We start from the raw sequence: 23,158 nt of genomic DNA, 5'->3' as shown, positions 1-23,158 counted from the left end.
CCGATGAGCCGTCGGAGCCGGCGGATGGCAGACTCGCGGGATGGCTGGGGAGCGAACGTACGACGTGGTGTTGTTCGGGGCGACCGGGTTCACCGGCGGGCTCACGGCCGAGTACCTGGCCCGGCACGCACCACCCGGGCTGCGCTGGGCGCTGGCCGGGCGCAACCCGGACCGGCTCGCCGCCGTGCGGGACCGGCTCGCCGCGATCGACCCCGCCCTGGCCGACCTGCCGCTGCTCAGCGCCGACGTGACCGACGCCGACTCGCTGCGCGCGGTGGCCACCAGCGCCCGGGTGGTCGCCAGCACCGTCGGCCCGTACGTCCGGCACGGGGAGCCGCTGGTCGCCGCCTGCGCCGGGGCCGGCACCGACTACCTGGACATCACCGGTGAGCCGGAGTTCGTCGACCTGATGTACGTCCGCCACCACGCCGAGGCGACCCGCACCGGCGCGCGGCTGGTGCACGCCTGCGGGTTCGACTCCGTCCCACACGACCTGGGCGTCTGGTTCACCGTCAAGCAACTGCCCGCCGACGGGCCGATCACCGTGGACGGTTACGTCCGGGCCTCGGCCCGGTTCTCCGCCGGCACGTACCATTCCGCGCTCACCGCGTTCTCCCGTACCGGGCAGGCCAGTCGGGCCGCACGGGACCGCCGGGCGGTCGAACCGCGCCCCACCGACCGCCGGGTCCGGGCGGTGCCGGGCCGGCTGACCCGCTCGGCGGAGCTGGGCATCTGGACCGTGCCGCTGCCCACCATCGACCCGCAGGTGGTGCGCCGCTCGGCGGCGGCCCGCCCGGAGTACGGCCCGGACTTCCGCTACCGGCACTTCGCCGCGGTGAAGCGGCTACCGACCGTGCTGGCGGGCGCGGCCGGGCTCGGCGCGCTGGTGGGCCTGGTGAAGGTGCCACCCACCCGACGCTGGCTGCTCGGCCGGCTCAGCTCCGGGCAGGGGCCGACGCCGCAGCAGCGGGCGGCGGCCTGGTTCCGGGTCCGGTTCGTCGGCGCCGGCGGCGGGCGGCGGGTGCTCACCGAGGTGGCCGGCGGCGACCCGGGCTACGACGAGACGGCGAAGATGCTCGCCGAGTCGGCGCTCTGCCTGGCGTTCGACGAGCTGCCGCCGACCGCCGGGCAGGTCACCCCGGTCACCGCGATGGGCGACGCGCTGCTCGACCGGCTGGTCCGGGCGGGGCTCACCTTCCGGGTGCTCGAGCAGACCACCGCGGAGCACCCGGCTTGACCCTCGACCCGGTCGAGGGGGCAGGATGCCCGGCGTGAGCGACCTGCACAGCATCGGTGAGCTGGCCCGGGCCAGCGGCCTGACCGTCAGCGCGCTGCGCTTCTACGACTCGGCGGGGGTGCTGGAGCCGGCCCTGGTCGACCCGGTGACCGGCTACCGCTGGTACACCAACGAGCAGATCGCCCCGGCCCGGCTGGTGGCCGGGCTGCGCCGGATCGGCATGCCGGTGCCGGAGATCGCCGCCGCGGTACGCGCCGAGCCGGCCGCGGTGCACCGGCTGCTCGACACGCACCTGCGCCGGCTGGTCGACGGCCTCGCCGACGCCCGCCGTGAGGTGACCCGGCTCCGCGCCCTGGTCGACCCGGCCCAGCCGGCCACCACCACGCTGCTGCTCACCCCCGCCGACCTGGCCGCCGCGGTCGACGCGGTGCGCTTCGCCGTCGGCGCCGACCCGGAACTGCCGATGCTCTCCGGTGTGCTGCTCGACGTGGAGTCCGACGGTGTCCGGCTCGTCGCCACCGACCGGTACCGGCTCGCGCTGGCCCGGGCCGGGGCGGACGTCGACGGCCCGCCGGTGCGGGTGTTCGTGCCGGTGGATCTCGTCGACCAGCTCCGGCCGCTGCTCGACGCGGCCGACGCCTGGCCGGTGCGGCTGACCGTGGCGGGCGCGGATCTGCGTGTGGCGGTGGCCGGCCGGACGCTGACCGGCAGCGCCCTGTCGTACGACTTCCCGGACTACCGCCGTCTGCTGCGCAAGGCCGTCGGCGAGCGGCCGGCCGCACGGCGGATCCCGGTGGACGTGGCGGCGCTGCGCGCCGCGCTGGCCGACCCGGCGGCCCCGACGGTGGCCCGCGAGCACGACGGCGAGGCGCTGGCGGTCACCGTGCTCGGCGTCGACGACCAGGGCGGCCTGCGCCTGCTGCCCGCCGCCGACCTGGGCACCGACGCGCTGCGGGTCGGCGTCAACGGTGGCTACCTGCTGGACGCGCTGGACGCCGCCGGCGCTCCCCAGCTGGTGCTGGAGCTGGACGGGCCGGTCGCCCCGCTGGCGGTACGACGACCGGACGACGCGGACACCTACTCCGTGCTGATGCCGATCCGGCTGTAGAACCGGGCTCGTCACTCCCCGTCCCGGGTCGAAACGGGCGCGACGGTAGCATCTGGGGGTCCACCTGTGACCCCGGACGGAGGCGTACGGAGCAGCATGCTCGACATGGAGTTGATCCGGAAGGATCGCGAGGCGGTGGCGACCGCGTTGGCGAAGCGACTGGATCCCGCCGAGGTCACCCGATCCCTGGACGAGATCCAGCGGCTCGACCAGGAACGACGCGCCCTGATCACGGAGATCGACGCCGATCGGCAGCGCCGCAAGGCGGAGGCCCGCGCGTACGCGGAGGCGAAGCGCGCCGGCCGCGAGCCGGACGTCGTCGCGCCCGAGGCCGGTCGCCGGCAGCTCTCCGAGCTGGAGTCCGAGCTGAACGAGGTGCAGGGGCGGCTGCGCACCGCGATGAGCGAGCTGCCCAACCTGCCCGCCGACGACGTGGTGGCCGGCGGCAAGGAAGCCAACCGGGTCGTCAAGACCTTCGGTGAGCCGCCGGTGATCGAGAAGGTCCGCGACCACGTGGAGCTGTCGCGGATGCTCGGTCTCGTCGACCACGAGCGCGGCGTGAAGCTCGGCGGCTCCGGCTTCTGGATGTACACGGGGATGGGCGCCCGGCTGGAGTGGGCGCTGCTCAACTTCCTCATCGACGAGAACGTCCAGGCCGGCTACGAGTTCCTGCTGCCGCCTCACCTGCTGCTCGACACGGCCGGCTTCGCCGCCGGGCAGTTCCCGAAGTTCTACGACGACGTCTACCACCTGGACTCCGAGTCGGCCCCGCGCGGGCAGTTCCTGCTGCCCACCTCGGAGACGGCGATCCTCGGGGCGTACCAGGACGAGATCCTGGAGACGCCGAAGCTGCCGCTGAAGCGTTTCGCGTACACGCCGTGCTACCGCCGGGAGGCGGCCGGCTCACATTCGGACGAGCGCGGCACCGTGCGCGGTCACCAGTTCAACAAGGTGGAGATCTTCCAGTTCACGTTGCCGGAGCAGGCGGACGCGGCGCTGGAGGAGATGGTCACCCACGCCGAGAGCCTGGTGGAGAGGCTGGGGCTGCACTACCAGCGCAGCCTGCTGTCGGCCGGCGACGCGAGCGCCTCCATGCGCAAGACCCTCGACATCGAGGTGTGGATGCCGAGCATGGACAAGTACAAGGAGGTGTCGTCGGTCTCCTGGGGCGGCGACTACCAGGCCCGCCGGGCGGCCATCCGCTACCGGGAGCCGGGCGGCAAGCAGACCCGCTTCGTGCACACGCTCAACGGCTCCGCGCTGGCCACGAGCCGGCTCTTCCCGGCCATCCTGGAGCAGTACCAGCAGGCCGACGGCAGCGTCCTGATCCCCGAGGTCCTCCAGAACCGTCTGGGCACCGACCGCCTGACCCCCCGCTAGCCCGCACCCCCCACCCTCTCCGCCGATCTTGCACTTTCTGTCGCTGCATTGCGGCGGTGTGCGGCTTCTGTCGCCACAGAAACTGCAAGATCGCGGGGGCGGGGGCGGGAGCGACGGCGGGTTAGGGCTGTCACGCAGAGTAGGGCGGTCAGGGCGGTCAGGAGGAGCGCTGGGCCTACGGCATCCAGGGCGTCGGCCAGGGTTCGTTGGACCTGGGACGCCGCCCGGATGACCGGGTCCTGGAGGGCGTCGCGGCGGCCGGCGGCCAGGCGCAGCTCGTACCAGCCGTACCAGGCGACGTAGCCGCCGGCGAGCAGCAGGACCAGGCCGCTGAGGCGGGGCACCAGGGCGCCGGCGACCCGCAGCCGGGCCACCAGACCGTCGCGCAGCAGCGCCACACCGAGCGCGGCGACCGCGACCACCAACCCCATCCCGAGGGCGTACGCCCCGAACAGGGCCAGCCCCCTCCCGGTCGAGCCGGCTTGGAGGCTGGTCACCACGATGGCCAGGAACGGCGCGATGGCGCAGCCGAGCGAGGCGAGGGCGTACACCGCGCCGAACAGCGCCATCGACGGCCAGGACCGGGTCAGCTGAGGTGCCCGGGCCGACCAGCCGGGGGAAGGCAGTCGCCGTCCGGCGAGCAGCCAGCAGCCGGCCACCAGCAGCAGCACCCCCAGCGTCACGGTCAACCACGGCAGCCGGGGCCGCAGCCAGCCGGCGAGCGGCGCGAGTGCCAGGCCGAAGGCGCCGAAGACCAGCACGTACCCCACGGTCAGCCCGGCCGCCGCGGTGAGCGCGCGGCCGACCGCGCCGCGGGTGTCCGACGCGCCGGCGACCAACAGCGAGAGGTACGCGGGCAGCAACGCGAAGCCGCACGGGTTGACCGCGCCGAGCATGCCGGCGGTCAGCGCGAGCAGCAGTGCGGCGGTCACGCCCCGGCCAGCGCGCCGACGCGGGCGGTGAGCGCTTCACCGTCCAGGAAGCCCTGGTGGACGACCCTGCCGTCCCGGTCGATGATCACGAAGGTGCTCTGTTCGGTCACCGTGAACCGCTTCCAGAGCGCGCCCTTACGGTCGTCGATCTGCGGTGTCCCGGCGAGGTCGAACTCGGTGACGAACTCCTTCATGGCCCGCTGCTCGCCCAGCCCGGCGACGCCGATGATCGGCACGGTGTCCCGGTACCGGGGCGCGATCTCGGCCACCGTCCACGCCTGGCTGGCGCAGGTGGCGCACCAGGGCGCCCAGAACCACAGCACGACGGGCCGGCCGGCGAGGTTCGCCGCGTCGAACGCGGCGCCGGTGAGGGTGGTCCCGGTGAAGCGCAGGGTGTCCGGCACCCGGGCCGGCATCGCCGACGGTGAACCGGTCGGGCCGGCCGCAGCGGTGCCGCTCGGGCCGGCCGCAGGGGTGCCGGTCGGATTCGGCGTGGCGCCGACGGCGACCGCGTCGGGCGGCACCGGTCCCGTGCAGGAGGCCACGGCGAGCAGGGCGGCGAGGAACGCCCCGGCGGTGGCGGCGCTCGCCCCTGTTCGCCCGATCCGCAACCGCATCAGCTTCTCCGTTCGACAGGGGTGAGTGGTGCCGTTCCTACTCGGCCTTGGCGAGGCGCAGCGCCAGCTCCGGGCAGACCTTCACCGCCTTGAGCGCGCCCTCGCGCAGCCACGTCGGCACCGGGGTGGGCGGGAAGGCCGGGTATCCGTTGCCGTCGAGCCGGATGAAGTCGGGCACCACGTGCGCGCAGAGCCCGTGGCCGTCGCAGCGCGACCAGTCCAGGGTGAGTTTCTGCGGGTTGGGGTCGGGTGCGCCGGGCAGCCCCATGACGCCCTTGACCCGCCGGCCGCAGCCGTCGCCGGTGCTGTGCAGCCGCAGGTCCTCGGTGAAGACCTCGATGGCGGAGAGGGCGAACCGGGCGGTGCCGTCCGGATGGCTGCACGCGCCCCGGCCCTTCACCTCGCCGGCGGCGGCCCGCACCACGTCCGCCGGTTGGCTGCCGGCGACGGCCAGGTCCACCGCGCGGGCCAGGTCGGGCAGGCCCATCTTGCACGGTCCGCACTGGCCGGCGGACTCGCCGGCCAGGTAACGCACCACCTGGGCGGCCTCGCCGAGCGGGCAGGTGTCGACTCCGATCGGGATGATGATGCCCGCGCCGAGGGCACCGCCGACCGCGGCGAGGCCCCTGCGGGACACCTCGGCCTTCTCCGCCGCCTCCGGGGTGATCCACTTGCCGTGGTAGCCGCCCATCAGGATGCCCTGGACGTCCGGGACCTCGCACAAGTCGAGGACGTCACGCAGTGGCATGCCGGCGGTGCACTCCACGACCGCGGGGCGGGCCGCCGCGCCGGTCACGGTGAGCAGCACGGTGCCCGGCTCGTCGTCGGTGCCGAGCGCCGCGTACTCGTACGGGCCGAGTCGCGCACCGACGGCGAGCTGGGCGTACGTCTCGGCGTTGGACAGCAGGGTGGGCAGGCCGCCGACGCCGGAGTCGCTGGAGCGCTTCTTGGTGCCCGGCGGGATGTGCGGCAGCCCGTTGATGCCGTTGACGAGTGCGCCGCCCTCGCCGGAGATGAACCGGTGCGGCACGGTGACGATGGTGGTCTGCACCGGCATCCGGCGCTCCGCCAGGGCCTCCATCAGCGAGTCCCGGCCCACGCCGTCGTCGGCGACGCCGATCACGATCTCCTCGGCGTCCAGCGCGTACGCGGCCAGCGCCGCGCCGTCGAGGATCAGGTGCGGGGCGCGGGTCAGCAGCACCTTGTCCTTCCAGCTGGCCGGCTCCCCCTCGCTGGCGTTGACCACCACCACGGCGGCGAGGTCCTGCCGCTCGCAGGACTCCAGCACGGCGCGCAGCTTGCGGGCGAACGGGAAGCCCGCCCCGCCCTTGCCCTTGAGCTGCATGCCCTCGGCGAGTCGGAGCAACTGCGCCGGCTCCATCGGCCCGATCGGCCCGTGCACCTCCTCGTGCGCGGCCAGGTCGAGCCGGCCGAACTCGGCGAAGCCGGCGGTCAGGCGTGGCTCGCCGACACAGGCAACCGGGGGCACGGCCGTCCGCATCACTTGGCCTCACCCCGCAGCCCCGCCCAGTACGCGCCGTCCACCGCGTCCGCGTTGGCCTTGCGGCGCTTGGCGGACCGGCCCTCGGCCCGTCGCGCGCGCCGCGACGCCAGGTCGACCAGGGTCGGGGTGTCGTCGGCGGGTGGCGCCACCTCGTCCGGCACGTACCGGGCCGGCGGACGCCAGTAGTCCGGCTCCTCCGGCAGGTCGTCCTCGGCGCTGTGCCGACCACTGCCGCTGCGCGGCGCCGCCGAGATCGGGCCGGCGGAGATCGGGCCGGCCGAGATCGGCTCGGCGGAGACCGGGCCGGCCGAGATCGGCTCGGCGGCCTGCCACCGGCGCGGACTGTCCCACGGCTCCTCGGGCTCGTCGACGGTCCGCTGCGGAGGCGCCGAGTAGCGGGTGCCGTCCTCCTCGGAGCGGGACCGTCGGCCGGTCCGCTCGGCGGCCGGCTCCTCGGCGCGTCGCCGCCGGGTCGGGGCCGTCTCCTCGTCCCGCTCGCGGGTGCGCGACCCGCGTCGCCGGGTCACCGGCTCCAGTTCCTCCTCGTCGCGTCGACGGGTGACGGTCTCCTCGGTGCCGCGGCGGGTGGACCGGCGGGTGGTCGGCTCCGCCTCGTCGCGCCGGTCACGCGTGGACCGTACGGTGTCGCGGCGGGCCGCCGGTTCCTCCTCGCGTCGGCGGCGGCTGGGCCGGGCGGGCTCGACGAGCGAGCCGGGCTCGGGCACCACCGGGACGGTGAACCGGTCGGGGTCGCGCCGCGCGGTGCCGGCCGGCGCGGTCCACGTGGCGGTGGTGGCCTCCGCCCAGGCCGGACGCTTGTCCTCGGTGGAGTCGCGGCGTCGTCCCAGCCCGGCGAGCAGCGACCGGCCGCGGCTCTCCTCGTCGGCCCGGCCGGCCATGACCTTGTTGCGCACCGCGGCCTGGTGCTGCTCGCGGCTGCGCCGGCCGATAGTGACCGACAGCCGCACCAGCAGCGCCAGCACGACCAGCAGGATGCAGCCGAGATAGCTGAGGACCACCCAGGAGGCCGCGGCCCGACCGGCGTTGAGGCCGTGGAACACGGCGAACGGCCAGGACAGGTACGCGGTGGAGTGCAGCGCGCGCCACAGCCACTTCGGACCGACACCGGCGAAGCGGGCCCGGATGATGCCGGTCCAGATCACGCTGACCATCAGCAGGGCGGCCACCGTGCCGAGCCCGACGTAGAGTCCCCTACCGCCGACGAACGGCACCAGGGCGTCGGTGGCCGCAGCCCGCCCGGTGGCGATCTTCGTGAGGACGTGGAAGACCAGCCCGGCCACGCCGAGCACGCCGGTGGCCCGGTGCGCCGACTGCATCAGCACCCGGTGCGAGATGCGCAGCACCAGCCTGTCGGTGGCGAGCAGGCCGAGCATCACGGTGAGGCTCAACGCCACCAGGGCGATCACCCCGGCGAAGAACTCGGTGAAGAAGAAGCCGTACGCGTACGCCGTCTGGCCGGCGCCGGTCAGCATGGTCGCCGCCCAGAGCGCGGCGAGTGCCGACGCGATCAACACGGCGGTCGCGGACCGCGATCGGGTGCGTACCCCCCGACTGCTCTCGCTGGTCCGGACGGTGGCCGCCTTCTGGTTCTGCTGTGCCCGGGCCATCTGCTCCTCGATCGTCTCGCGGCGGCGTACCACCGGCCGACCCCTGCTCCCCCATCCAGTACGGACCGGCGGGGTTGGCGGATCATCCGTCGGCGAAAATTTATGGGCCGCGATCGAACCAGGTGGGGTCGGCGTGCGTCGGGCCTCCCCGCGCGCGCCGGCGCGGACAGCGACGAATGTCCATGCATTGACAGTCGTTGCAACACGCTTGTAACCTTTCCGCAAATTTCAGTCTGGGTTGCAAGATTCCGGCAGCCTCAGGCTTCTCCCCCACGGCGCCACCACCCCCACCCCCGCTCCCGTCAGGAGTCCCGATGCACCGACGTCGACGCGGTCCGGCGATCCTCGCCCTCGGCCTGATCGCCGCCCTGCTCGCCCCCACCGCCGTGACGGCACCCCCGGCCGTCGCCGCCCCGTCCGGCGGCAAGAAGGTCATCGTCCAGCTCTTCGAGTGGAACTGGCCCTCGGTGGCCAGCGAGTGCCAGAGCACGCTCGGCCCGAAGGGCTACGGCTACGTCCAGGTCTCACCCCCGCAGGAGCATGTGCGGGGCAACCAGTGGTGGCTGGCGTACCAGCCGGTCAGCTACCGGATCGAGTCCCGCAAGGGCACCCGGGCCCAGTTCCATTCGATGGTGAACACCTGCCACGCCGCCGGGGTCAAGGTCATCGTCGACGCGGTGGTCAACCACATGTCCGGTCAGGACAGCGGCGGCACCGGCTGGGCCGGCTCGTCGTACGCGCACTACGACTACCCGGGCATCTACCAGACCCAGGACTTCCACCACTGCGGCCGCAACGGCGGCGACGACATCGCCAACTACAACGACCGGTACGAGGTGCAGAACTGCGAGCTGGTCAACCTCTCGGACCTGAAGACCGAGTCCGACTACGTCCGCACGAAGATCGCCGCGTACCTCAACGACCTGCTCTCGCTCGGCGTCGACGGGTTCCGGATGGATGCCAGCAAGCACATGCCGGCCGCCGACATCGCCGCGATCAAGGGCAAGCTGTCCCGCTCGGCGTACATCGTGCAGGAGGTCATCTACGGCGCCGGCGAGCCGGTCCAGCCGACCGAGTACACCGGCATCGGTGACGTGCACGAGTTCCGCTACGGCAAGGACCTGGCCCGGGTGTTCCGCTCCGAGCGGCTGGCGTACCTGCGCAACTTCGGCGAGGGCTGGGGCCACCTACCCACCGGCCCGGCCTCGGTGTTCGTGGACAACCACGACACCCAGCGCGACTCCGGCGGGGTGCTCACCTACAAGGACCGGGGGATCTACGCCCTGGCGAACGCCTTCATGCTGGCCTGGCCGTACGGGTCGCCGACCGTCATGTCCAGCTACACCTTCAGCAACCGCGACGCCGGCCCGCCCTCGGACGGCGCCAACAAGACGCTGAACACCACCTGCTACTCGGGCTGGGAGTGCGAGCACCGCTGGCCGGTGATCGCGAACATGGTCGGCTTCCGCAACGCCACCGAGGGCGCCGGCGTGGCCAACTGGTACGACAACGGCAACAACCACATCGCGTTCAGCCGCAGCGGCAAGGGCTTCATCACGGTCAACGACGAGGACTCCGCGGTCAACGGCCGCTCGTACTTCACGGGCCTGCCCGCCGGCCGGTACTGCGACGTCATCCACGGCACGTACGCCGGCGGCTCGTGCAGCGGTCCGGTGATCACGGTGGACGGTAACGGGTGGTTCGCCGCCAACGTGCCGGCGCACGACGCCGTGGCCATCCACATCGGCGCGCGGGTCTGATCGACCGGGGCTCCCGGCCGGCGGGTATCGCCGAACCGGGGGCCCCGAGCCATCCGCCACCATAAAGTGGTTTGGTGCCGTTTGACCGAATGTCGCCGTACCGCCGTCGCCCTCGCTGGATCGCCGCCGCCATCGCCGTACCCGTGCTGCTGGTCGTCGCGCTGCTGGTCGGCCAGGCTCTCACCCCGCGCGCGACGGCCCCCGACGACCGGCGCGTGGTGGCCGCCGACCCGACGCCGAGCAGTGTCGAGCAGAGCCCGCAGGAGTCGATCCCGCCGGCCGCGCCCGCCCCGGACGGGCTGCCGGTGATCGACTACGACCCCGCGCCGAAGGGGTTCCCCGCCGATCCGGCCACCATGGACACCACGCCGCTGACCGAGGGCGTGCACCCGACCCGCCGGATCGCCGCGTACGACGCGCCCGGTGGACGTCCGCTGGCCTTCCTCGAACCGACGCTCGCCGGTGTCGAGCTGACCGTGCCGGTCGCCCAGAAGCGGGTCGGCTGGACGGCCGTCCTGTTGCCCTCGGCCAACCGGATGCTCGCCTGGTTGCCGCCGGGCGGGTTCGCCACGGTGGCGCTGCGCGACCAGATCGTGGTGGAACGCAAGGTCCACCGGCTGACCTGGTACCGGGCCGGCAAGGCGGTGCGCTCGTGGCAGACCAGCCTCGGCCAGGAGGGGCAGGAGACCCCGCTGGGCCGCACCTTCATCCTGGGCCGCACGCCGCCACCGGAGGAGGTCTACGGCGGGGTGGACATCTACGCCCTCGGCTCGGTGCCCGACGACCCCGAGGCGGTGCCGACCGGGCTGCGCGGCGCGCACATCGGCCTGCACACCTGGTACAACGACGACGAACTGGGCGAGAACACCACCAACGGCTGCATCCGGGTCACCCGCAGCGGCCAACGGGAACTGCTCGCCGAGGTGCGTCCCGGCAGCAGCCTGGTGGTGGTCGACCAGCTGCCCACGCCGCCGCCGACCGCCTGAGCGGAGCCCGCTCACTCGCCGAGCAGCCAACCGTTGGACTCGGCGACACGGACCGCGTCGGCTCGGTTGCGGCCACCGGTCTTGCCGATCGCCGCCGACAGGTGGTTACGCACCGTCCCCTCGGACAGGTGCAGCGTCGCGGCCAGGTCGGCGACGGTGCCGCCACCCCGTGCCGCCCGCAGCACCGCCGTCTCCCGTTCGGTCAGCGGGCTGGCACCGGTCGCCAGGGTCTCCGCGGCCAGCGTCGGGTCGACCACCCGCAGGCCGGCGTGCACCCGGCGGACCGCGTCGGCGAGCTGCCGGGCCGGGGTGTCCTTGACCACGAAGCCGTTCGCGCCGGCCTCCATGGCCCGGCGCAGGTAGCCGGGCCGACCGAACGTGGTCACCACCAGCACCCGGCAGGTCGGCAACGCGCTCCGCAGCGCGGCGGTCGCGGCAATCCCGTCCAGGCCGGGCATCTCCACGTCCAGCAGGGCCACGTCGGGCGTGTGTCGCAGCGCCTCGGGCACCACCTCGTCGCCCCGGCCGACCTCGGCCACCACGGTCAGGTCCGACTCCAACGAGAGCAGCGCGGCCAGCGCGCCACGGACCAGCGCCTGATCGTCGGCGAGCAGCAGCCGGATCGGCGTGGACGGACCGCTCACCGGGCCTCCCCCGGCGCGTGCACCCGCAGCAGGAAGCCGCCGCCGTCCCGGCGCCCCACGGTGACCACGGCGTCCAGCCGCCGCGCCCGCTCGCGCAGGCCGAGCAGCCCGTGCCCGGTGGCGTCCGGAGCGGACGGCCCGCGCCCGTCGTCGCTCACCTCGACCCCGTCCGGGTCCACCCGGATCGTGCAGCACCGCGCCCCGCTGTGCCGGACCACGTTGGTCACCCCTTCCCGCACCGTCCAGCCGAACAACCGGTCCCAGTCGTGCGGCAGCTCCGGCACGGCGACCGGTAGCTCGGCCGCGATGCCCGCCGCGGCCAGCGCGGAGCGGGCGCCGGCCAGCTCCGCGGCGAGGGTGACCTCGCGGTACGCCCCGACGGTCTGCCGCACGTCGGCCAGCGCCGCCCGGGCCAGCGCCTCCACCTCGGAGCTCGCTGTTGCGCTGGGCCAGCCGGGACACGCCGAACATGGCGAACGAGGCGAGCAGCACCGCGACGGTGACCGTGCTCTCCCCCGTCCAGGACGGCACCAGCCAGGCCCCCACCAGGGGGATCAGCGCGCAGAGCGCCACGATGATCAACGCCTGCACCGCCTGCAGCAGGAACACCGCTGCCGCGGCCACGAACACAAGCGTGGCCGTCCAGTCCCCGGCGGTGCCCGGGATGCTGGCCAGACCCAGCACGACCAACCCCACAAGCAAGATCCCGGCCCGGCGTGACGGGATCGGTCGGAGGTGCTCGCGCAGGTTGCGGGCCCACTGGAAGAGCAGCACGTAGCCGAGGCCGAAGGCGACAAGGGTGGCGACGCCGACGATCCGCCGCCACGGCTGCGGCTGGTCCAGCGCGGTGGAGAGCGGCACGTTGAGGAAGAACAGCCAGACGGCGGCCAGCAGCCAGCCGGTGAACCGCCAGCGGCGGCTCACCGGTCGGGGCTGACCCGTCAGCGAGTCCATCGGGTCCACGCTAACGGCCGCCGGCCGTCAGACCCGCGCGGTGTCGCGGCGGAACAGCCGGGCCGCACCGATGCCGAAGACCAGGGCCCAGAAGACCATGTTCGCCACCCCGGCCATGCTGACCCCGTCACCGGTCAGCGGGGCACGGGACAGCTCTCCCATGCCGTACACCGGGGTGAACTTCGCGACCTGCTGAAGCACGTGCGGCAGCACCTCGACCGGGACGAACAGCCCGCCGAACATGGCCAGCACGGCCAAGATCGGGCCGATGAACTGCATGACGTTCTCGGCCGGCACCAGGTAGCCGATGAAGAGACCGAACGCGGCGAAGACCAGCGAGCCGATCCAGGCGGCCAGGCCGGACAGCAGCCAGACGTACGCCGGGATGCGGACCCCGGCCGCGGCGCCCACCAGGAACTCGACTACGACCGCGAGCAGGCCGAGGGTCATCGCGGTGACCAGCTTCGTGGCCACGTACGCGGTCGGGCGCAGCGGGGTGAGCCGCAACTGCCGGCTCCAGCCCAGCGCCCGCTCGGTGGCCACCGCGCCACCCGCGCTGGTGGTCGCCACCATGGCCGCGTACACGGCCAGGCTGATCATGACGTACGCCGTCACGGGCCGGCCGTTGTCCAGGCTCTGACCGCCCTGCGGCAGGCCGAAGATGAGGAAGAAGACCCCCGGCATGATCAACGTGAAGGCGAGGGTACGGCGGTTGCGCAGCACCCGGCGCAACTCGATGTGCAGAACGGCAGGGGCGAACCCACCCAACATGGTCATCTCTCAGGCTCCGATGCGCTCGGTGGTCAGGGCGAGGAAGGCGTCCTCGAGGTTGCGGGAGGTGATCTCCACGTCCCGGGCGGCGGTCCGGGTGAGCAGGTGCCGGGCGATCGTGTCCGAGTCACCGGTGCGCACCAGCACGCTGTCGCCGCGCACCTCCACGGCGTCCACACCGGGCAGCGCCGCGAGCGCGGCCTGGTCGGCCCCGGGCAGGGTGGCCCGTACCGTGCGGCCGGCAGCCAGGTTTTTGATCTGGGCGGTGGTGCCGTCGGCCACGACGCGCCCCTGCCGGACGAGCACGATCCGGTCGGCGTACGCGTCCGCCTCGTCGAGGTAGTGGGTGGCGAAGATGACCGTCCGTCCGGCCCGGGCGTCGCGGCGCAGGGCCTGCCAGAAGTCCCGCCGACCCTCCACGTCCATGCCGGTGGTCGGCTCGTCGAGGACCATCAGGTCCGGGTCCGGCAGCAGGGCCAGTGCGAAACGCAGCCGCTGCTGCTGACCGCCCGAGCAGCGCCCGACCACCCGGTCGGCGATGTCGGCGATCCCGGCCCGCTCCAGCACCTCCGCCGCCGGGCGGGTGTGCCGGTAGAAGTGGGCGGTCATCCGGACCGTCTCACCCACGGTGAGGTCCTTGAGCAGCCCGCCGGTCTGGAGTACGGCGGCGACCCGCCCCCGGGCCACCGCCTCGTCCGGCGTACCGCCGAGGACGCGGACGGCGCCCGCGTCCGGCCGGGCCAGCCCGAGCAGCATGTCGATGGTGGTGGTCTTGCCAGCGCCGTTCGGGCCGAGGAACGCCACCACCTCGCCGGGCTGCACCCGCAGGCTCAGCCCGTCGACCGCGGTGACCGCGCCGAACGTCTTGGTGAGGCCGTCCAACTCGACGGCCGGATGCGTGGGTGTCGGATGCGTGGGTGCCGTGGTCATGTCACCGATGCTCCGGCGGCGCGTACCCCGATGCCCGGAGCGGCCGTCACGTCCCGGCCGTGACATTTGTCAGGGGCCCGGGCGACACGGAGAGTGACTGACACGCGGGCACGGACCGCAACGAGCGTGATGCCCCTGAGTCATCAAGATGCCTGTGGGTCATCACGCTCATCGGAGGAATTCCCCCCGCGCCAACGGGTAACCGCCGGGCCGGACGCCGCGACACCGGGAGGGACAGCGATGGACGCCACACCGCAGGGCCGGCCGCAGGGCCGGGTCGACACGGTCGTGCTGATCCACGGACTCTGGATGACCCCGCGCAGCTGGGAGGGGTGGGCCGAGCGGTTCACCACGCGGGGCATGCACGTCATCGCCCCCGCCTGGCCCGGGATGGACCGGTCCGTGGAGCAGTTGCGCGACGATCCCGGCCCGATCGCCGAGCAGAGCATGGCCACGATCGTCGCGCACTACGACCGGATCATCCGGGCGCTGCCCCGACCGCCGATCATCATGGGGCACTCGTTCGGCGGCCTGTTCGCCCAGGTCCTCGCCGACCGGGGTCTCGGCGCGGCGGTGGTGGGGGTGCATCCGGCGGCGGTGAAGGGCGTGCTCAAGGTGCCGTTGAGCCAGCTGCGCTCCGGCTTCCCGATCCTGCGCAGCCCCGCCAACCGGAGCAAGGCCGTCCCGTTCACCCCGGACGACTTCGCCTACACCTTCGGCAACGCCATGAGCCGCGAAGACTCCGACCGGGCCTGGCAGCGCTACGCCGTCCCCGGTGCCGGGCGGGTCTTCTTCGAGGGCGCGTTCGCCAACGTCGACCCGCGCTCACCCGCCCGCGTCGACGTCGGGCGCGACGACCGCGCGCCGCTGCTGCTGATGGCCGGCGAGGTCGACCACGTGGTGCCGGCGTCGGTGGTCCGCGCCAACGCGGGGCTGTACCAGAAGTCCCGGGCCCTCACCGCGTACGAGGAGTTCCCCGGCCGGTCGCACTTCACCGTCGGGCAGGACGGCTGGGAGGACATCGCCGACTACGCGCTGGACTGGGCATTGCGGGCGGCGGCGCTGCCCCGGGAGGCGACCATCGCCAGCGAGACCCCTCGCCGCTGAGCGCATGGGCCAGCCGGCCCGGGGTAACGGCAAGGGATGAGGGCGAGTTTCCGGCTTGGCCGGATCGCGGGTGTGCCGGTCGGGGTCAACTGGAGCGTTCTGGTCATCTTCGCGCTGATCGCGTGGGGGCTGGCCGCCAACCAGTTCCCCCGTTCGTACCCCGATCGGTCACCGGTGGCGTACGCCCTCGCGGGCCTGGCCGCGGCGGTGGTCTTCTTCGTCGGTCTGCTCGCCCACGAGGTGTCGCACGCGGTGGTGGCGAAGCGCAACGGGCTGGAGGTCGACGGCATCACGCTGTGGTTGTTCGGCGGGGTGGCCGAGCTGCGGGGCGAGCCGCGCGACCCGGGCGCGGAGCTGCGGATCGCCGGCGTCGGCCCGCTGGTCAGTCTGCTGATCGGGGCGTTCTTCGGTGCCATCGCGGTGCTGTTGGCGCTGGTCGGGCCCGGCGGGCTGCTCTTCGGGGCGGTGGCGTGGCTGGCCGGCATCAACGTGCTGCTGGCCGTCTTCAACGTACTGCCGGCCGCGCCGCTGGACGGCGGTCGGTTGCTGCGCGCCGCCGTCTGGAAGGCCACCGGTGACCGGACTCGGGCGTCCGTGGTCGCGGCCCGCGCCGGTTGGGTGCTGGGGGTGCTGCTGATCGGCCTCGGGCTGTGGCAGTTCCTGTCCGGGGTCGGGTTCGGTGGGCTCTGGCTGGCGCTGATCGGCTGGTTCCTGATCGGCGCCGCCGGGATGGAGGAGCGGCAGGCCCGCACCGGCAGCGCGTTGCGGGGCATCCGGGTCGGCGAGGTGATGACGCCGCAGCCGCAGACCGCGTCGGCGGAGATGACGGTGGCCGACTTCGTCGACCACTACCTGTTCGCGTACCGGCATTCGGCGCTGCCCCTGACCGAGGAGGGCCGGCCGACCGGCCTGGTCACCCTGGACCGGGTGCGGGGCGTACCGGCCGACCGGCGGGCGTCGACCAGCCTGGCCGAGGTGGCGTGCCGGGCCGACCAACTGGTCCTCGCCCGTCCCGGTGAACAGCTCAACGACCTGCTCCCCCGGCTCAGCGAGTGCGCCGACGGCCGCGCCCTCGTGGTGGACGACGACGGCCGTCTGGCCGGCATCGTCTCCCCCAGCGACATCAGCCGCGCCGTCCAGCGCGGCACCCTGCGCACCCCGGCCGGTCAGCGCGGAAAGTAGCGGTCCAGCAGGTCGGTGCGGAACTTCCCGGTCGGGTCCAGGTGGGTCAGCAGGGCCCTGGCGTCGTCGTACCTCGGGTAGCGGGCGGCCAGCTCCGCCGGGTCGGTGACGAAGACCTTGCCCCAGTGCGGGCGGGGCGCGAACGGTGCCAGGCGCTCCTCGACGGCGGCCAGGACCGGCAGCACCGCGGTGGCGTCGTCGATCCAGGTGAAGTGCACGACGAAGCTGTCCCGCCGGTGGTTCGGGCTGAGCCACAGCTCGTCCGCCGCGACCGTCCGCAGCTCACACACCTGCAACACCTCGGCGATCAGGTGCGCCACGTCGTCCAACGCGGCCAGCGCCTCGATCGCCGCCGAGCGGGGCAGGTGGTACTCGGACTGGAGTTCGTCGCCGCTGCTCGGGGTGAAGCCGAGCTTGAAGTGCGGCAGTCGTTCGTGCCACGGGCCCGGCGCGCCGAGCTGCGGGGTGCAGTTCTCCGCCGGCATCCCGAGCACCGGGTGCCGGGGCTCGTCGGCGGCCGTGGTGCCCAACCAGTCCGCCTCCGGCGGCGGCTGGTCCACCACCTGCTTGCGCCACACCTCCCGCAGTCGCGGCGTACGCCAGTCGGTGAAGACACTCACGCTGTACGCCGAGCCGAGCGCCTCGTCCAGCGCCTCGCGGGCCAGGTCGAGGCGGACGTACTGGCGCAGCTCGAAGGTCGGCACCACGTCCAGGGTGACCCGGGTGACCAGGCCGAGCGCGCCGAGCCCGACCACCATGCCGGCGAACGTGTCCCCGTCGCTGTCGCGGTCCACCCGGAGCAGCTCGCCGTCGGCGGTGACCAGCTCCAGCGCGGCGACGGAGGTCGCCAGGTTGCCTTGGGTCTGGCCGGAGCCGTGGGTGGCGGTGGCCACCGCGCCGGCCACCGAGATGTGCGGCAGCGAGGCGAGGTTCGCCAGCGCGTACCCCTGGGTGTGCAGGTGTCGGGCAACGTCGCCGTAGCGCAGCGTGCCGGCGACGGTGACCCGCCCGCGCTCCGGGTCCACCTCGATCCGCGGGGGCAGACCGGCCAGGGTGACGAGGTCGCCGTCGGTGTCGCCGAAGCGGTTGAAGGAGTGCCCGGTGCCGACCGCCCGGATCCGGTCGCTGCCGGCGACGAGCCGGCGCAGCTCGTCGGTGGACGTGGGCCGGTGGAACGCCCGCGCGGAGTAGCGCACGTTGCCGGCCCAGTTGCGGCGTGGCACGTCCACGGCCGGCTGGCCGCTTCGGTCTTGCGCGATCATGTGGCGGTCTCCCGATCGGTGGACTGGTGGTCGGCCAACGCGGCGACGAGGGCGTCCAGAGCGGCCTCGGTCGCCAGCGTGCCGTACCCCCGCTGGGCGACCGGCAGGCCGGCGGCGCGGAGGCGTTCAATCTCGCCGCGCGCCGCCTGCCGGGTCTGCGCGTCGCCGGACACCAGGGCGTCCTGGCCGCGCCGGATCAACCGGTCGACCTGGTCCATCCGGTAGCCGCGCAGGCCGGTGGGGAGGTCCGGGTCGGCGAAGGCGGCGCGGCGCAACGCGGGCAGATCCACGAAGCGGTCGCCGGCGTAGCGGGTGAGCGCGGCCGACACCTGCTCGGGTTGCTCGCGGACCTGGTCGAGGACGAGCAACTCGATGGCGGGCCGGCCGTCGATCGGATGGCGGGCGGTCACCGGCTCGAGCGGCACGTCTGGCGCGGGCACCAGCAGCAGCCGGGGCGGCTCCGGACGGCCGTCGCGCCGGGGCGGCTCGTCGAGGACCACGGCGTCGACCTCGGCCCACCGGATCGACCGGCGCAGGCCGGGCCGGCGGATGGTGAGCCCGTCCGCGCCGATCCCGAACCGGAACGGCCGCAACGCGCTGACCAGCGCGACGACACCGAGGGCGATGGCACCGACCGCGATGATCGTCCGTAGCAGCGCCCCGTCGCGGGGCAGGGCCAGCAGAACCACCCCACCGAGTACGCAGACCAGGGCGAGCACCAGGGCGCCCCGACTCCGGCGCAGTTCCACGCTCGGACCCCCGTTCATGACCGTGGCGTCGGTCCCCGCATCCTCCGACAGACCGGGCGCCACGGACACCGGACGATCGGGCACGGTTGTTCTCGCCATCGTCGGGGAACCCTACGCCCATGAGCAGCTACCGCGATCCGGCCCCACGGGGCGACGTCTTCCCCTCCGAGGAGGAGCTGGACCCGACCGGCAGCGGGATCGAGCAGGCCAGCGCGCCGCCGGCCGAGGCGAGCCATCCGTCGCCCACGCCCGGCCCCCGCCCCACACCGGCGCCGACGCCGGCACCGTCGCCCGGGCCGCCGCCGCGCGCCGCCGGGGCACAGTCCATCGTGACCCGGCATCTGGACGGTTCGGTGGAGGTGGTCACCGATCTCGACGGCGACGGCGTCGCCGACATCGTCCAGATCGACGTGGACGGCGACGGGGTCCCGGACATCACCTACGTGGACAGTGACCGCGACGGCCGGCTCGACACCGTGCTGGGCGACCCGGGCGCGGTCGGCGCCCACCGGGGCGCCTGACCGGCCGGTCCGTCTCAGAGCTTCGCCATCACCTCGCTGGCCACCAGCTCAAGGTGCTCCAGGTCGGACAGGTCCAGCACCTGGAGGTAGATGCGCTGGCTGCCGGCCTGCGCGTACCGGCCGATGGTGTCGAGCACCTCGGCGGGCGTACCGGCGAGGCCGTTGGCGCGCAGCTCGTCCGGTTCGCGCCCGATGGCGGCAGCCCGGCGGGCCACCTCGGCGTCGTCGCGCCCGCAGCAGAGCACCAGCGCGTTGGACCAGGTCATCTCGGCCGGGTCGCGCCCGACCTCGGTGCACGCGGCGCGGACCCGGTCGAACTGCGCGACCGTGTCCGGCACGGACGCGAACGGCAGGTTGAACTCGTCGGCGTAGCGGGCGGCCAGCCGAGGGGTGCGCTTCGGACCCATCCCGCCGAGCAGGATCGGCGGGCGGGGCTGCTGCACCGGCTTGGGCAGGGCCGGCGAGTCGACGATCGGGTAGTACCGGCCGTCGTACTGGAACCGCTCCCCCGCCGGCGTGGACCAGAGTCCCGTGATGACGGCGAGCTGCTCCTCCAGGCGGTCGAACCGCTCACCCAGCGCCGGGAACGGGATGCCGTACGCGGTGTGCTCGTCGGCGTACCAGCCGGTGCCGATGCCCAGCTCGACCCGGCCGCCGCTCATCTGGTCGACCTGCGCCACGGTGATCGCCAGAGGGCCGGGCAGCCGGAAGGTGGCGGCGGTCATCAGCGTGCCGAGCCGGATCCGGCTGGTGTCGCGGGCCAGGCCGGCCAGCGTGGTCCAGGCGTCGGTGGGGCCGGGTTCGCCGCTGGCGTCGCCCATCCTGAGGTAGTGGTCGGAGCGGAAGAACGCTCCGTACCCGGCGTCCTCGGCGCACCGGGCCACCGCGAGCAACTGGTCGTAGCTGGCGCCCTGCTGGGGTTCGGTGAAGATCCGCAGTTCCATGATCCCGAGCATAGGTCGCGGATCGGCTGTGCCGGCTCACCCTGCGAGCTGCGCGACACGTACACCGAACGGCTCGGCGGGGTGTGAGCCCGCGGCCCGGCGGCCCCGGTGACCCGGGGCCGCCGGGATCCCTCAGATGAACGGTCGGGTGCCGTACGCGCTGTGCAACGCGGCCAGCCCGGCCTCCTTGGGCGAGAGAGTGCCCCACCCGGAGTTGAAGTAGTTGGTCTGGGTGATCCGTGGCCCACGCTCGGCGTTGAGCTGCGCGATGGCCGCCGGGACGGTGGCGATCCAGCCCGACTGGTTCGGGATCTCGGCCGAGCGCACCCCCCACTCGGCGATGATCACCCGACGGGACAGCGCCACCGGGCCGAGGTCGGCCACTGCCCAGTCCTTCGTACGCCGGAAGCGGCCCAACGCCGTGTGGCTCGCGTCGGTGGCGTAGACGTTCCACTGGAGGAAGTCCAGGCGGGACATCAGCGACTCCGGGTGGGTGCGCTGGAAACAGGCCCGGTCGAAGCCGCCGACTCCGACCGAGAAGGTGGTCCCGGCGGGCAACGTCCGGGCCTTGAACCAGGTGAGGATGTAGTTGATGGCCTGCACCGCCCGCCAGTCGGACCCTTCCCAGGTGTACGCCTTGCCGGCCTCGGTGGTGCCGAACTCGTGGTCGGTGTCCAGCTCGGAGGCGATCTGGATGTTCACCCCGAAGCCGAGCGTCCGGTACTGCGACAGGGCACGGGCGAACAGGCCGTCACACTGACCGTCGACGACCTGGTTGTATCCGTACGCCTTCGGCCAGGTGGTGCCGGGGCGCTGCTGGATGGTCATCGACGGCGCCGGCACCGTGTAGCTGGTGCCGTCCACGGTGAAGGTCTGCGGCCCGCTCGGAGCGCCGTAGTGCTTCAACTCCAGGACCATGTTCATCTGCACGCCGGCCTTGCCCAGGTTGATCAGCCACGGCCGGTTGTAGCCGGGGAAGATGTATCCGTCTGCGAAGCTGCGGTACTGGGTGAGCGAGCGGAAGTTCCCGCCGGCCATGTCGGCGCTCGGGTCGGCACCCCCGGAGAGGTAGTAGCCGCCGAGCACCGACTGACGCAGCTCGTAGTCGGCGGTGGCGGTCGCGGTGTGTCCGGCGACGTCACGGACCTGGACGGTGACGCGGGGCATCACGCCACCGCCCGGTAGACGGCGACGGCGCCGTTGTCGGATACCCGGTTCCAGGTACGCCCGGAGTCGTCGCTGACGGTCACGGTGAGTGGGTCGATGATTGCGGTGACCTTGACCGGCGCGCTGCTGTTGCCCTGCGCGTCGGCGACCACGAGGGTGATGGTCAACGGTTTGGTGTCGGCGTCGGAGTAGGTGATCGTCAGCAGCATCTGCTCACCCGGTTCGTACGCGGGTGCGTCGAGAGCTGCGGTCGCGATGGGACTGGCCATGTCGGACCCTCTCTGTTCGGGTCCCGCCGTGGGTCGGGCGTACGGAAGCGACACCGACCCCACGCGGAGTCCTCGGTGGCGAAAGACCGGCGGGCGCGAAAGCGGCGCCTGACTGCCGGCGGTGAATGACGTCCTTGTCCCGGTGGGCGATACACCGCTGCGGGCGCCCGTAGCGGTGGGCGGGGTGGGCGAGGGAGGCACCGGCGCGGACGATGCTGTCCGCGCCGGGCCGGAGGAATGGGATGTAGCCCGACATCCGTCCGTCTCTTCCCCTGCCCCAACAGTGCTCCACCAGGGGCTTTACCGTCTTGTCCGGTTCGCGACAGTGCTGCCGACTTGCCCACCAAAGGGCGGCCTGTGGCACGACCCGGTAGCTTGGTGATCATGGTGGACTGGAAGCTTCGACCCGCCTCGATGGCGGACGGCGAGGCGGTCGCGGAGCTACGCGCCGTGGTGCTGCGGGCGGACCTGCAACGACTGGGGCGGTACGACGAACAGCGGGTGCGGCAGCGGCTGCGCGACGGGTTCACCCCGGCGTACACCCGGGTTGTTGTGGTGGACGGCGCGTTCGCCGGCTGCGTGGCGTTGCGGCCGGCCGCGGACGCCCACTGGCTGGAGCACTTCTACCTGGCACCACACCTACAGGGCAGCGGCGTCGGCACGGCCGTGCTGCGCGAACTGCTGGAGCGGTGCGACCGCGCTGGCACGCTGGTCCGGCTCAACGTGTTGCAGGGCAGCGCGGCCCGACGGCTGTACGAGCGGCATGGCTTCGCGCTCGAAGCCGAGGACCCGGTGGACGTGTTCATGGTGCGCGAGCCGAACGTGGCCGGGCAGCACACCTGACCCGGGTGCCGGTCGCGCTCGCCGCCGTGTCGATCGCCATGTCCGGGTTTTCGACCGCGGCGATCTACGCGACCGTCGTCTCGGAACTGCACCTGCCGACGACGTTCCTCGGGGTGCTGGCCAGCGCGCAGGGCGCCGGATCCATCGTCGGTGGCCTGGCCGTCGGGCGGCTCATCGGCCGGTGGGGTTCCGTCGGCGTCGGCGTGGGCGGGACGGTGCTGTTCGCGCTCGGCTGCCTGGCGCGCTGCCTCCCGTGGTGGCCGGTGACGGTCGGCGGTGCGGTCCTCGCCGGCGTCGGCCTGCCCTGGACCCTGGTGGCCGCGGTGACCGCCGTGCAGACGCACACGCCGGCACCGCTGCTGGGCCGGGTCTCCGCGACCGCCAACACCGCGATGTTCGGGCCCCTCGTGGTGGCGACTCCGCTCGGCTCCGCGGCCGTCCACCTCGGCGCCCGCCCACCACTCGTCGCCGCCGTCGTGATCTGTCTGTCGGCCGTGGCCGCCGCGACCCACCGGCCGCTGTCCCGACGGAGCACACGCCTGCTCGCGGGACGGCACGGTCGCGGATTCCGTGGCGTACCGGATGGGTTGCCTGATGGCGAGCCGGCGATCCGCGTCCACGGTGAGCCGGTCCGTTGATCAGGTGATGAGCGCGGTAGCCGCT

24 protein-coding genes and 1 pseudogene are annotated in these 23,158 nt (G+C 73.3%); 12 read left to right on the top strand and 13 right to left on the bottom strand.

Annotated features, from left to right (window positions below; genetic code table 11):
- Positions 1-40: 40 nt before the first annotated feature.
- The 3 genes from O7620_RS02080 to serS all read left to right on the top strand — a co-directional run bounded on the left by O7620_RS02080 (position 41) and on the right by serS (position 3,725).
- The gene (locus O7620_RS02080; RefSeq protein WP_151493108.1) at positions 41-1,237 is read left to right on the top strand and encodes a saccharopine dehydrogenase NADP-binding domain-containing protein; all 1,197 of its coding nucleotides are present in this window, start codon (positions 41-43) and stop codon (positions 1,235-1,237) included.
- 25 nt (positions 1,238-1,262) lie between these two features.
- On the top strand, positions 1,263-2,345 hold the full coding sequence (locus tag O7620_RS02075; RefSeq protein ID WP_278121572.1) for a MerR family transcriptional regulator: 1,083 nt from the start codon (positions 1,263-1,265) through the stop codon (positions 2,343-2,345).
- 96 nt (positions 2,346-2,441) lie between these two features.
- Entirely contained in the window at positions 2,442-3,725 is a 1,284-nt protein-coding gene (gene serS, locus O7620_RS02070) for a serine--tRNA ligase (protein ID WP_278126814.1), read from the top strand.
- On the opposite strand, the gene O7620_RS02065 is transcribed toward serS, so the two are convergent.
- The 4 genes from O7620_RS02065 to O7620_RS02050 are packed head-to-tail and all read right to left on the bottom strand — an operon-like array spanning position 3,722 to position 8,439.
- The gene (locus tag O7620_RS02065) at positions 3,722-4,657 is read right to left on the bottom strand and encodes a cytochrome c biogenesis protein CcdA (RefSeq protein ID WP_278121570.1); all 936 of its coding nucleotides are present in this window, start codon (positions 4,655-4,657) and stop codon (positions 3,722-3,724) included. The two genes, serS and O7620_RS02065, sit on opposite strands and share 4 nt — an antisense overlap.
- A complete protein-coding gene (locus O7620_RS02060) occupies positions 4,654-5,274 on the bottom strand; it encodes a redoxin domain-containing protein (RefSeq protein ID WP_278121568.1) in 621 nt (206 codons plus the stop codon). The genes O7620_RS02065 and O7620_RS02060 overlap by 4 nt, the downstream gene beginning before the upstream one ends.
- Before the next feature lie 37 nt (positions 5,275-5,311).
- Positions 5,312-6,775, bottom strand: coding sequence for an NADH-quinone oxidoreductase subunit NuoF family protein (locus O7620_RS02055; protein WP_192580346.1), 1,464 nt, complete (start codon positions 6,773-6,775; stop codon positions 5,312-5,314).
- A complete protein-coding gene (locus tag O7620_RS02050; RefSeq protein ID WP_278121565.1) occupies positions 6,775-8,439 on the bottom strand; it encodes a hypothetical protein in 1,665 nt (554 codons plus the stop codon). Before O7620_RS02050 ends, O7620_RS02055 begins: the two co-directional genes overlap by 1 nt.
- A gap of 281 nt (positions 8,440-8,720) precedes the next feature.
- Between O7620_RS02050 and O7620_RS02045 the strand changes: the two genes are divergently transcribed.
- Both O7620_RS02045 and O7620_RS02040 read left to right on the top strand, forming a co-directional pair.
- Complete coding sequence (locus O7620_RS02045; RefSeq protein WP_278121564.1) at positions 8,721-10,166, top strand: alpha-amylase family protein; 1,446 nt, start codon at positions 8,721-8,723, stop codon at positions 10,164-10,166.
- Between the two features lie 74 nt (positions 10,167-10,240).
- A complete protein-coding gene (locus tag O7620_RS02040) occupies positions 10,241-11,152 on the top strand; it encodes a L,D-transpeptidase (protein ID WP_278121562.1) in 912 nt (303 codons plus the stop codon).
- 11 nt (positions 11,153-11,163) lie between these two features.
- Here O7620_RS02040 and O7620_RS02035 read toward each other — a convergent pair whose 3' ends face one another.
- Together O7620_RS02035 and O7620_RS02030 are read right to left on the bottom strand one after the other, a co-directional pair.
- Complete coding sequence (locus O7620_RS02035; RefSeq protein WP_278121560.1) at positions 11,164-11,796, bottom strand: response regulator transcription factor; 633 nt, start codon at positions 11,794-11,796, stop codon at positions 11,164-11,166.
- Positions 11,793-12,221, bottom strand: a complete 429-nt coding sequence (locus O7620_RS02030) for a hypothetical protein (RefSeq protein ID WP_278121558.1) — start codon at positions 12,219-12,221, stop codon at positions 11,793-11,795. The genes O7620_RS02035 and O7620_RS02030 overlap by 4 nt, the downstream gene beginning before the upstream one ends.
- A 14-nt stretch (positions 12,222-12,235) precedes the next feature.
- Here O7620_RS02030 and O7620_RS02025 point away from each other — a divergent pair, with 14 nt between their 5' ends.
- On the top strand, positions 12,236-12,574 hold the full coding sequence (locus tag O7620_RS02025) for a hypothetical protein (RefSeq protein WP_278121557.1): 339 nt from the start codon (positions 12,236-12,238) through the stop codon (positions 12,572-12,574).
- A 21-nt stretch (positions 12,575-12,595) separates the two neighbouring features.
- On the top strand, positions 12,596-12,733 hold the full coding sequence (locus O7620_RS02020) for a hypothetical protein (RefSeq protein ID WP_278121556.1): 138 nt from the start codon (positions 12,596-12,598) through the stop codon (positions 12,731-12,733).
- A 44-nt stretch (positions 12,734-12,777) separates the two neighbouring features.
- Here the strand turns inward: O7620_RS02020 and O7620_RS02015 are convergent, their stop codons facing one another.
- The gene (locus tag O7620_RS02015; RefSeq protein ID WP_278121554.1) at positions 12,778-13,527 is read right to left on the bottom strand and encodes an ABC transporter permease; all 750 of its coding nucleotides are present in this window, start codon (positions 13,525-13,527) and stop codon (positions 12,778-12,780) included.
- Positions 13,528-13,530: 3 nt separating this feature from the next.
- Positions 13,531-14,451 (bottom strand): ABC transporter ATP-binding protein, encoded by a 921-nt coding sequence (locus tag O7620_RS02010; protein WP_278121552.1) that lies wholly within the window; start codon positions 14,449-14,451, stop codon positions 13,531-13,533.
- 240 nt (positions 14,452-14,691) lie between these two features.
- Between O7620_RS02010 and O7620_RS02005 the strand changes: the two genes are divergently transcribed.
- Both O7620_RS02005 and O7620_RS02000 read left to right on the top strand, forming a co-directional pair.
- Complete coding sequence (locus O7620_RS02005) at positions 14,692-15,558, top strand: alpha/beta fold hydrolase (RefSeq protein WP_278121551.1); 867 nt, start codon at positions 14,692-14,694, stop codon at positions 15,556-15,558.
- A gap of 36 nt (positions 15,559-15,594) precedes the next feature.
- Entirely contained in the window at positions 15,595-16,740 is a 1,146-nt protein-coding gene (locus O7620_RS02000) for a site-2 protease family protein (RefSeq protein WP_278121549.1), read from the top strand.
- Here O7620_RS02000 and O7620_RS01995 read toward each other — a convergent pair.
- The gene (locus O7620_RS01995; protein ID WP_278121548.1) at positions 16,725-18,002 is read right to left on the bottom strand and encodes an FAD-binding protein; all 1,278 of its coding nucleotides are present in this window, start codon (positions 18,000-18,002) and stop codon (positions 16,725-16,727) included. The genes O7620_RS02000 and O7620_RS01995 overlap by 16 nt on opposite strands.
- Positions 17,999-18,769 (bottom strand): hypothetical protein, encoded by a 771-nt coding sequence (locus O7620_RS01990; protein WP_151488343.1) that lies wholly within the window; start codon positions 18,767-18,769, stop codon positions 17,999-18,001. Before O7620_RS01990 ends, O7620_RS01995 begins: the two co-directional genes overlap by 4 nt.
- A 101-nt stretch (positions 18,770-18,870) precedes the next feature.
- Between O7620_RS01990 and O7620_RS01985 the strand changes: the two genes are divergently transcribed.
- Positions 18,871-19,272: a hypothetical protein gene (locus tag O7620_RS01985; protein WP_278121547.1), complete on the top strand. Its 402-nt coding sequence runs from the start codon at positions 18,871-18,873 to the stop codon at positions 19,270-19,272.
- Between the two features lie 14 nt (positions 19,273-19,286).
- Here the strand turns inward: O7620_RS01985 and O7620_RS01980 are convergent, their stop codons facing one another.
- From O7620_RS01980 to O7620_RS01970, 3 genes are all read right to left on the bottom strand, one after another.
- Positions 19,287-20,216 carry an LLM class F420-dependent oxidoreductase gene (locus tag O7620_RS01980; protein ID WP_278121545.1) on the bottom strand — a complete coding sequence of 310 codons (930 nt, stop codon included), beginning with the start codon at positions 20,214-20,216 and terminating at the stop codon, positions 19,287-19,289.
- A 132-nt stretch (positions 20,217-20,348) separates the two neighbouring features.
- Positions 20,349-21,383, bottom strand: coding sequence for a hypothetical protein (locus O7620_RS01975; protein ID WP_151488340.1), 1,035 nt, complete (start codon positions 21,381-21,383; stop codon positions 20,349-20,351).
- Positions 21,383-21,652, bottom strand: coding sequence for a hypothetical protein (locus tag O7620_RS01970; protein WP_278121542.1), 270 nt, complete (start codon positions 21,650-21,652; stop codon positions 21,383-21,385). Before O7620_RS01970 ends, O7620_RS01975 begins: the two co-directional genes overlap by 1 nt.
- A 384-nt stretch (positions 21,653-22,036) precedes the next feature.
- On the opposite strand from O7620_RS01970, the gene O7620_RS01965 reads away from it, so the two are divergent.
- Entirely contained in the window at positions 22,037-22,495 is a 459-nt protein-coding gene (locus O7620_RS01965) for a GNAT family N-acetyltransferase (RefSeq protein WP_278121540.1), read from the top strand.
- Between the two features lie 2 nt (positions 22,496-22,497).
- Positions 22,498-23,133, top strand: a pseudogene (locus O7620_RS01960) (MFS transporter); the annotation flags it as partial.
- Positions 23,134-23,158 lie beyond the last annotated feature (25 nt).

This window comes from Micromonospora sp. WMMD710, assembly GCF_029626045.1.
Classification (GTDB): Bacteria; Actinomycetota; Actinomycetes; order Mycobacteriales; family Micromonosporaceae; genus Micromonospora.
The sequence above is the reverse complement of the archived record's forward strand: the minus strand, read 5'-3'. Positions and strand labels throughout refer to the sequence as shown.

Coding starts and splice junctions, on each gene's coding strand:
- O7620_RS02080 (WP_151493108.1), top strand. CDS start 41: ATGGCTGGGGAGCGAACGTACGACGTGGTGTTGTTCGGGGCGACCGGG.
- O7620_RS02075 (WP_278121572.1), top strand. CDS start 1,263: ATGCCCGGCGTGAGCGACCTGCACAGCATCGGTGAGCTGGCCCGGGCC.
- serS (WP_278126814.1), top strand. CDS start 2,442: ATGCTCGACATGGAGTTGATCCGGAAGGATCGCGAGGCGGTGGCGACC.
- O7620_RS02060 (WP_278121568.1), bottom strand. CDS start 5,274: ATGCGGTTGCGGATCGGGCGAACAGGGGCGAGCGCCGCCACCGCCGGG.
- O7620_RS02055 (WP_192580346.1), bottom strand. CDS start 6,775: ATGCGGACGGCCGTGCCCCCGGTTGCCTGTGTCGGCGAGCCACGCCTG.
- O7620_RS02045 (WP_278121564.1), top strand. CDS start 8,721: ATGCACCGACGTCGACGCGGTCCGGCGATCCTCGCCCTCGGCCTGATC.
- O7620_RS02015 (WP_278121554.1), bottom strand. CDS start 13,527: ATGACCATGTTGGGTGGGTTCGCCCCTGCCGTTCTGCACATCGAGTTG.
- O7620_RS02010 (WP_278121552.1), bottom strand. CDS start 14,451: ATGACCACGGCACCCACGCATCCGACACCCACGCATCCGGCCGTCGAG.
- O7620_RS02005 (WP_278121551.1), top strand. CDS start 14,692: ATGGACGCCACACCGCAGGGCCGGCCGCAGGGCCGGGTCGACACGGTC.
- O7620_RS02000 (WP_278121549.1), top strand. CDS start 15,595: ATGAGGGCGAGTTTCCGGCTTGGCCGGATCGCGGGTGTGCCGGTCGGG.
- O7620_RS01995 (WP_278121548.1), bottom strand. CDS start 18,002: ATGATCGCGCAAGACCGAAGCGGCCAGCCGGCCGTGGACGTGCCACGC.
- O7620_RS01990 (WP_151488343.1), bottom strand. CDS start 18,769: ATGAACGGGGGTCCGAGCGTGGAACTGCGCCGGAGTCGGGGCGCCCTG.
- O7620_RS01985 (WP_278121547.1), top strand. CDS start 18,871: ATGAGCAGCTACCGCGATCCGGCCCCACGGGGCGACGTCTTCCCCTCC.
- O7620_RS01980 (WP_278121545.1), bottom strand. CDS start 20,216: ATGGAACTGCGGATCTTCACCGAACCCCAGCAGGGCGCCAGCTACGAC.
- O7620_RS01975 (WP_151488340.1), bottom strand. CDS start 21,383: ATGCCCCGCGTCACCGTCCAGGTCCGTGACGTCGCCGGACACACCGCG.
- O7620_RS01970 (WP_278121542.1), bottom strand. CDS start 21,652: ATGGCCAGTCCCATCGCGACCGCAGCTCTCGACGCACCCGCGTACGAA.
- O7620_RS01965 (WP_278121540.1), top strand. CDS start 22,037: ATGGTGGACTGGAAGCTTCGACCCGCCTCGATGGCGGACGGCGAGGCG.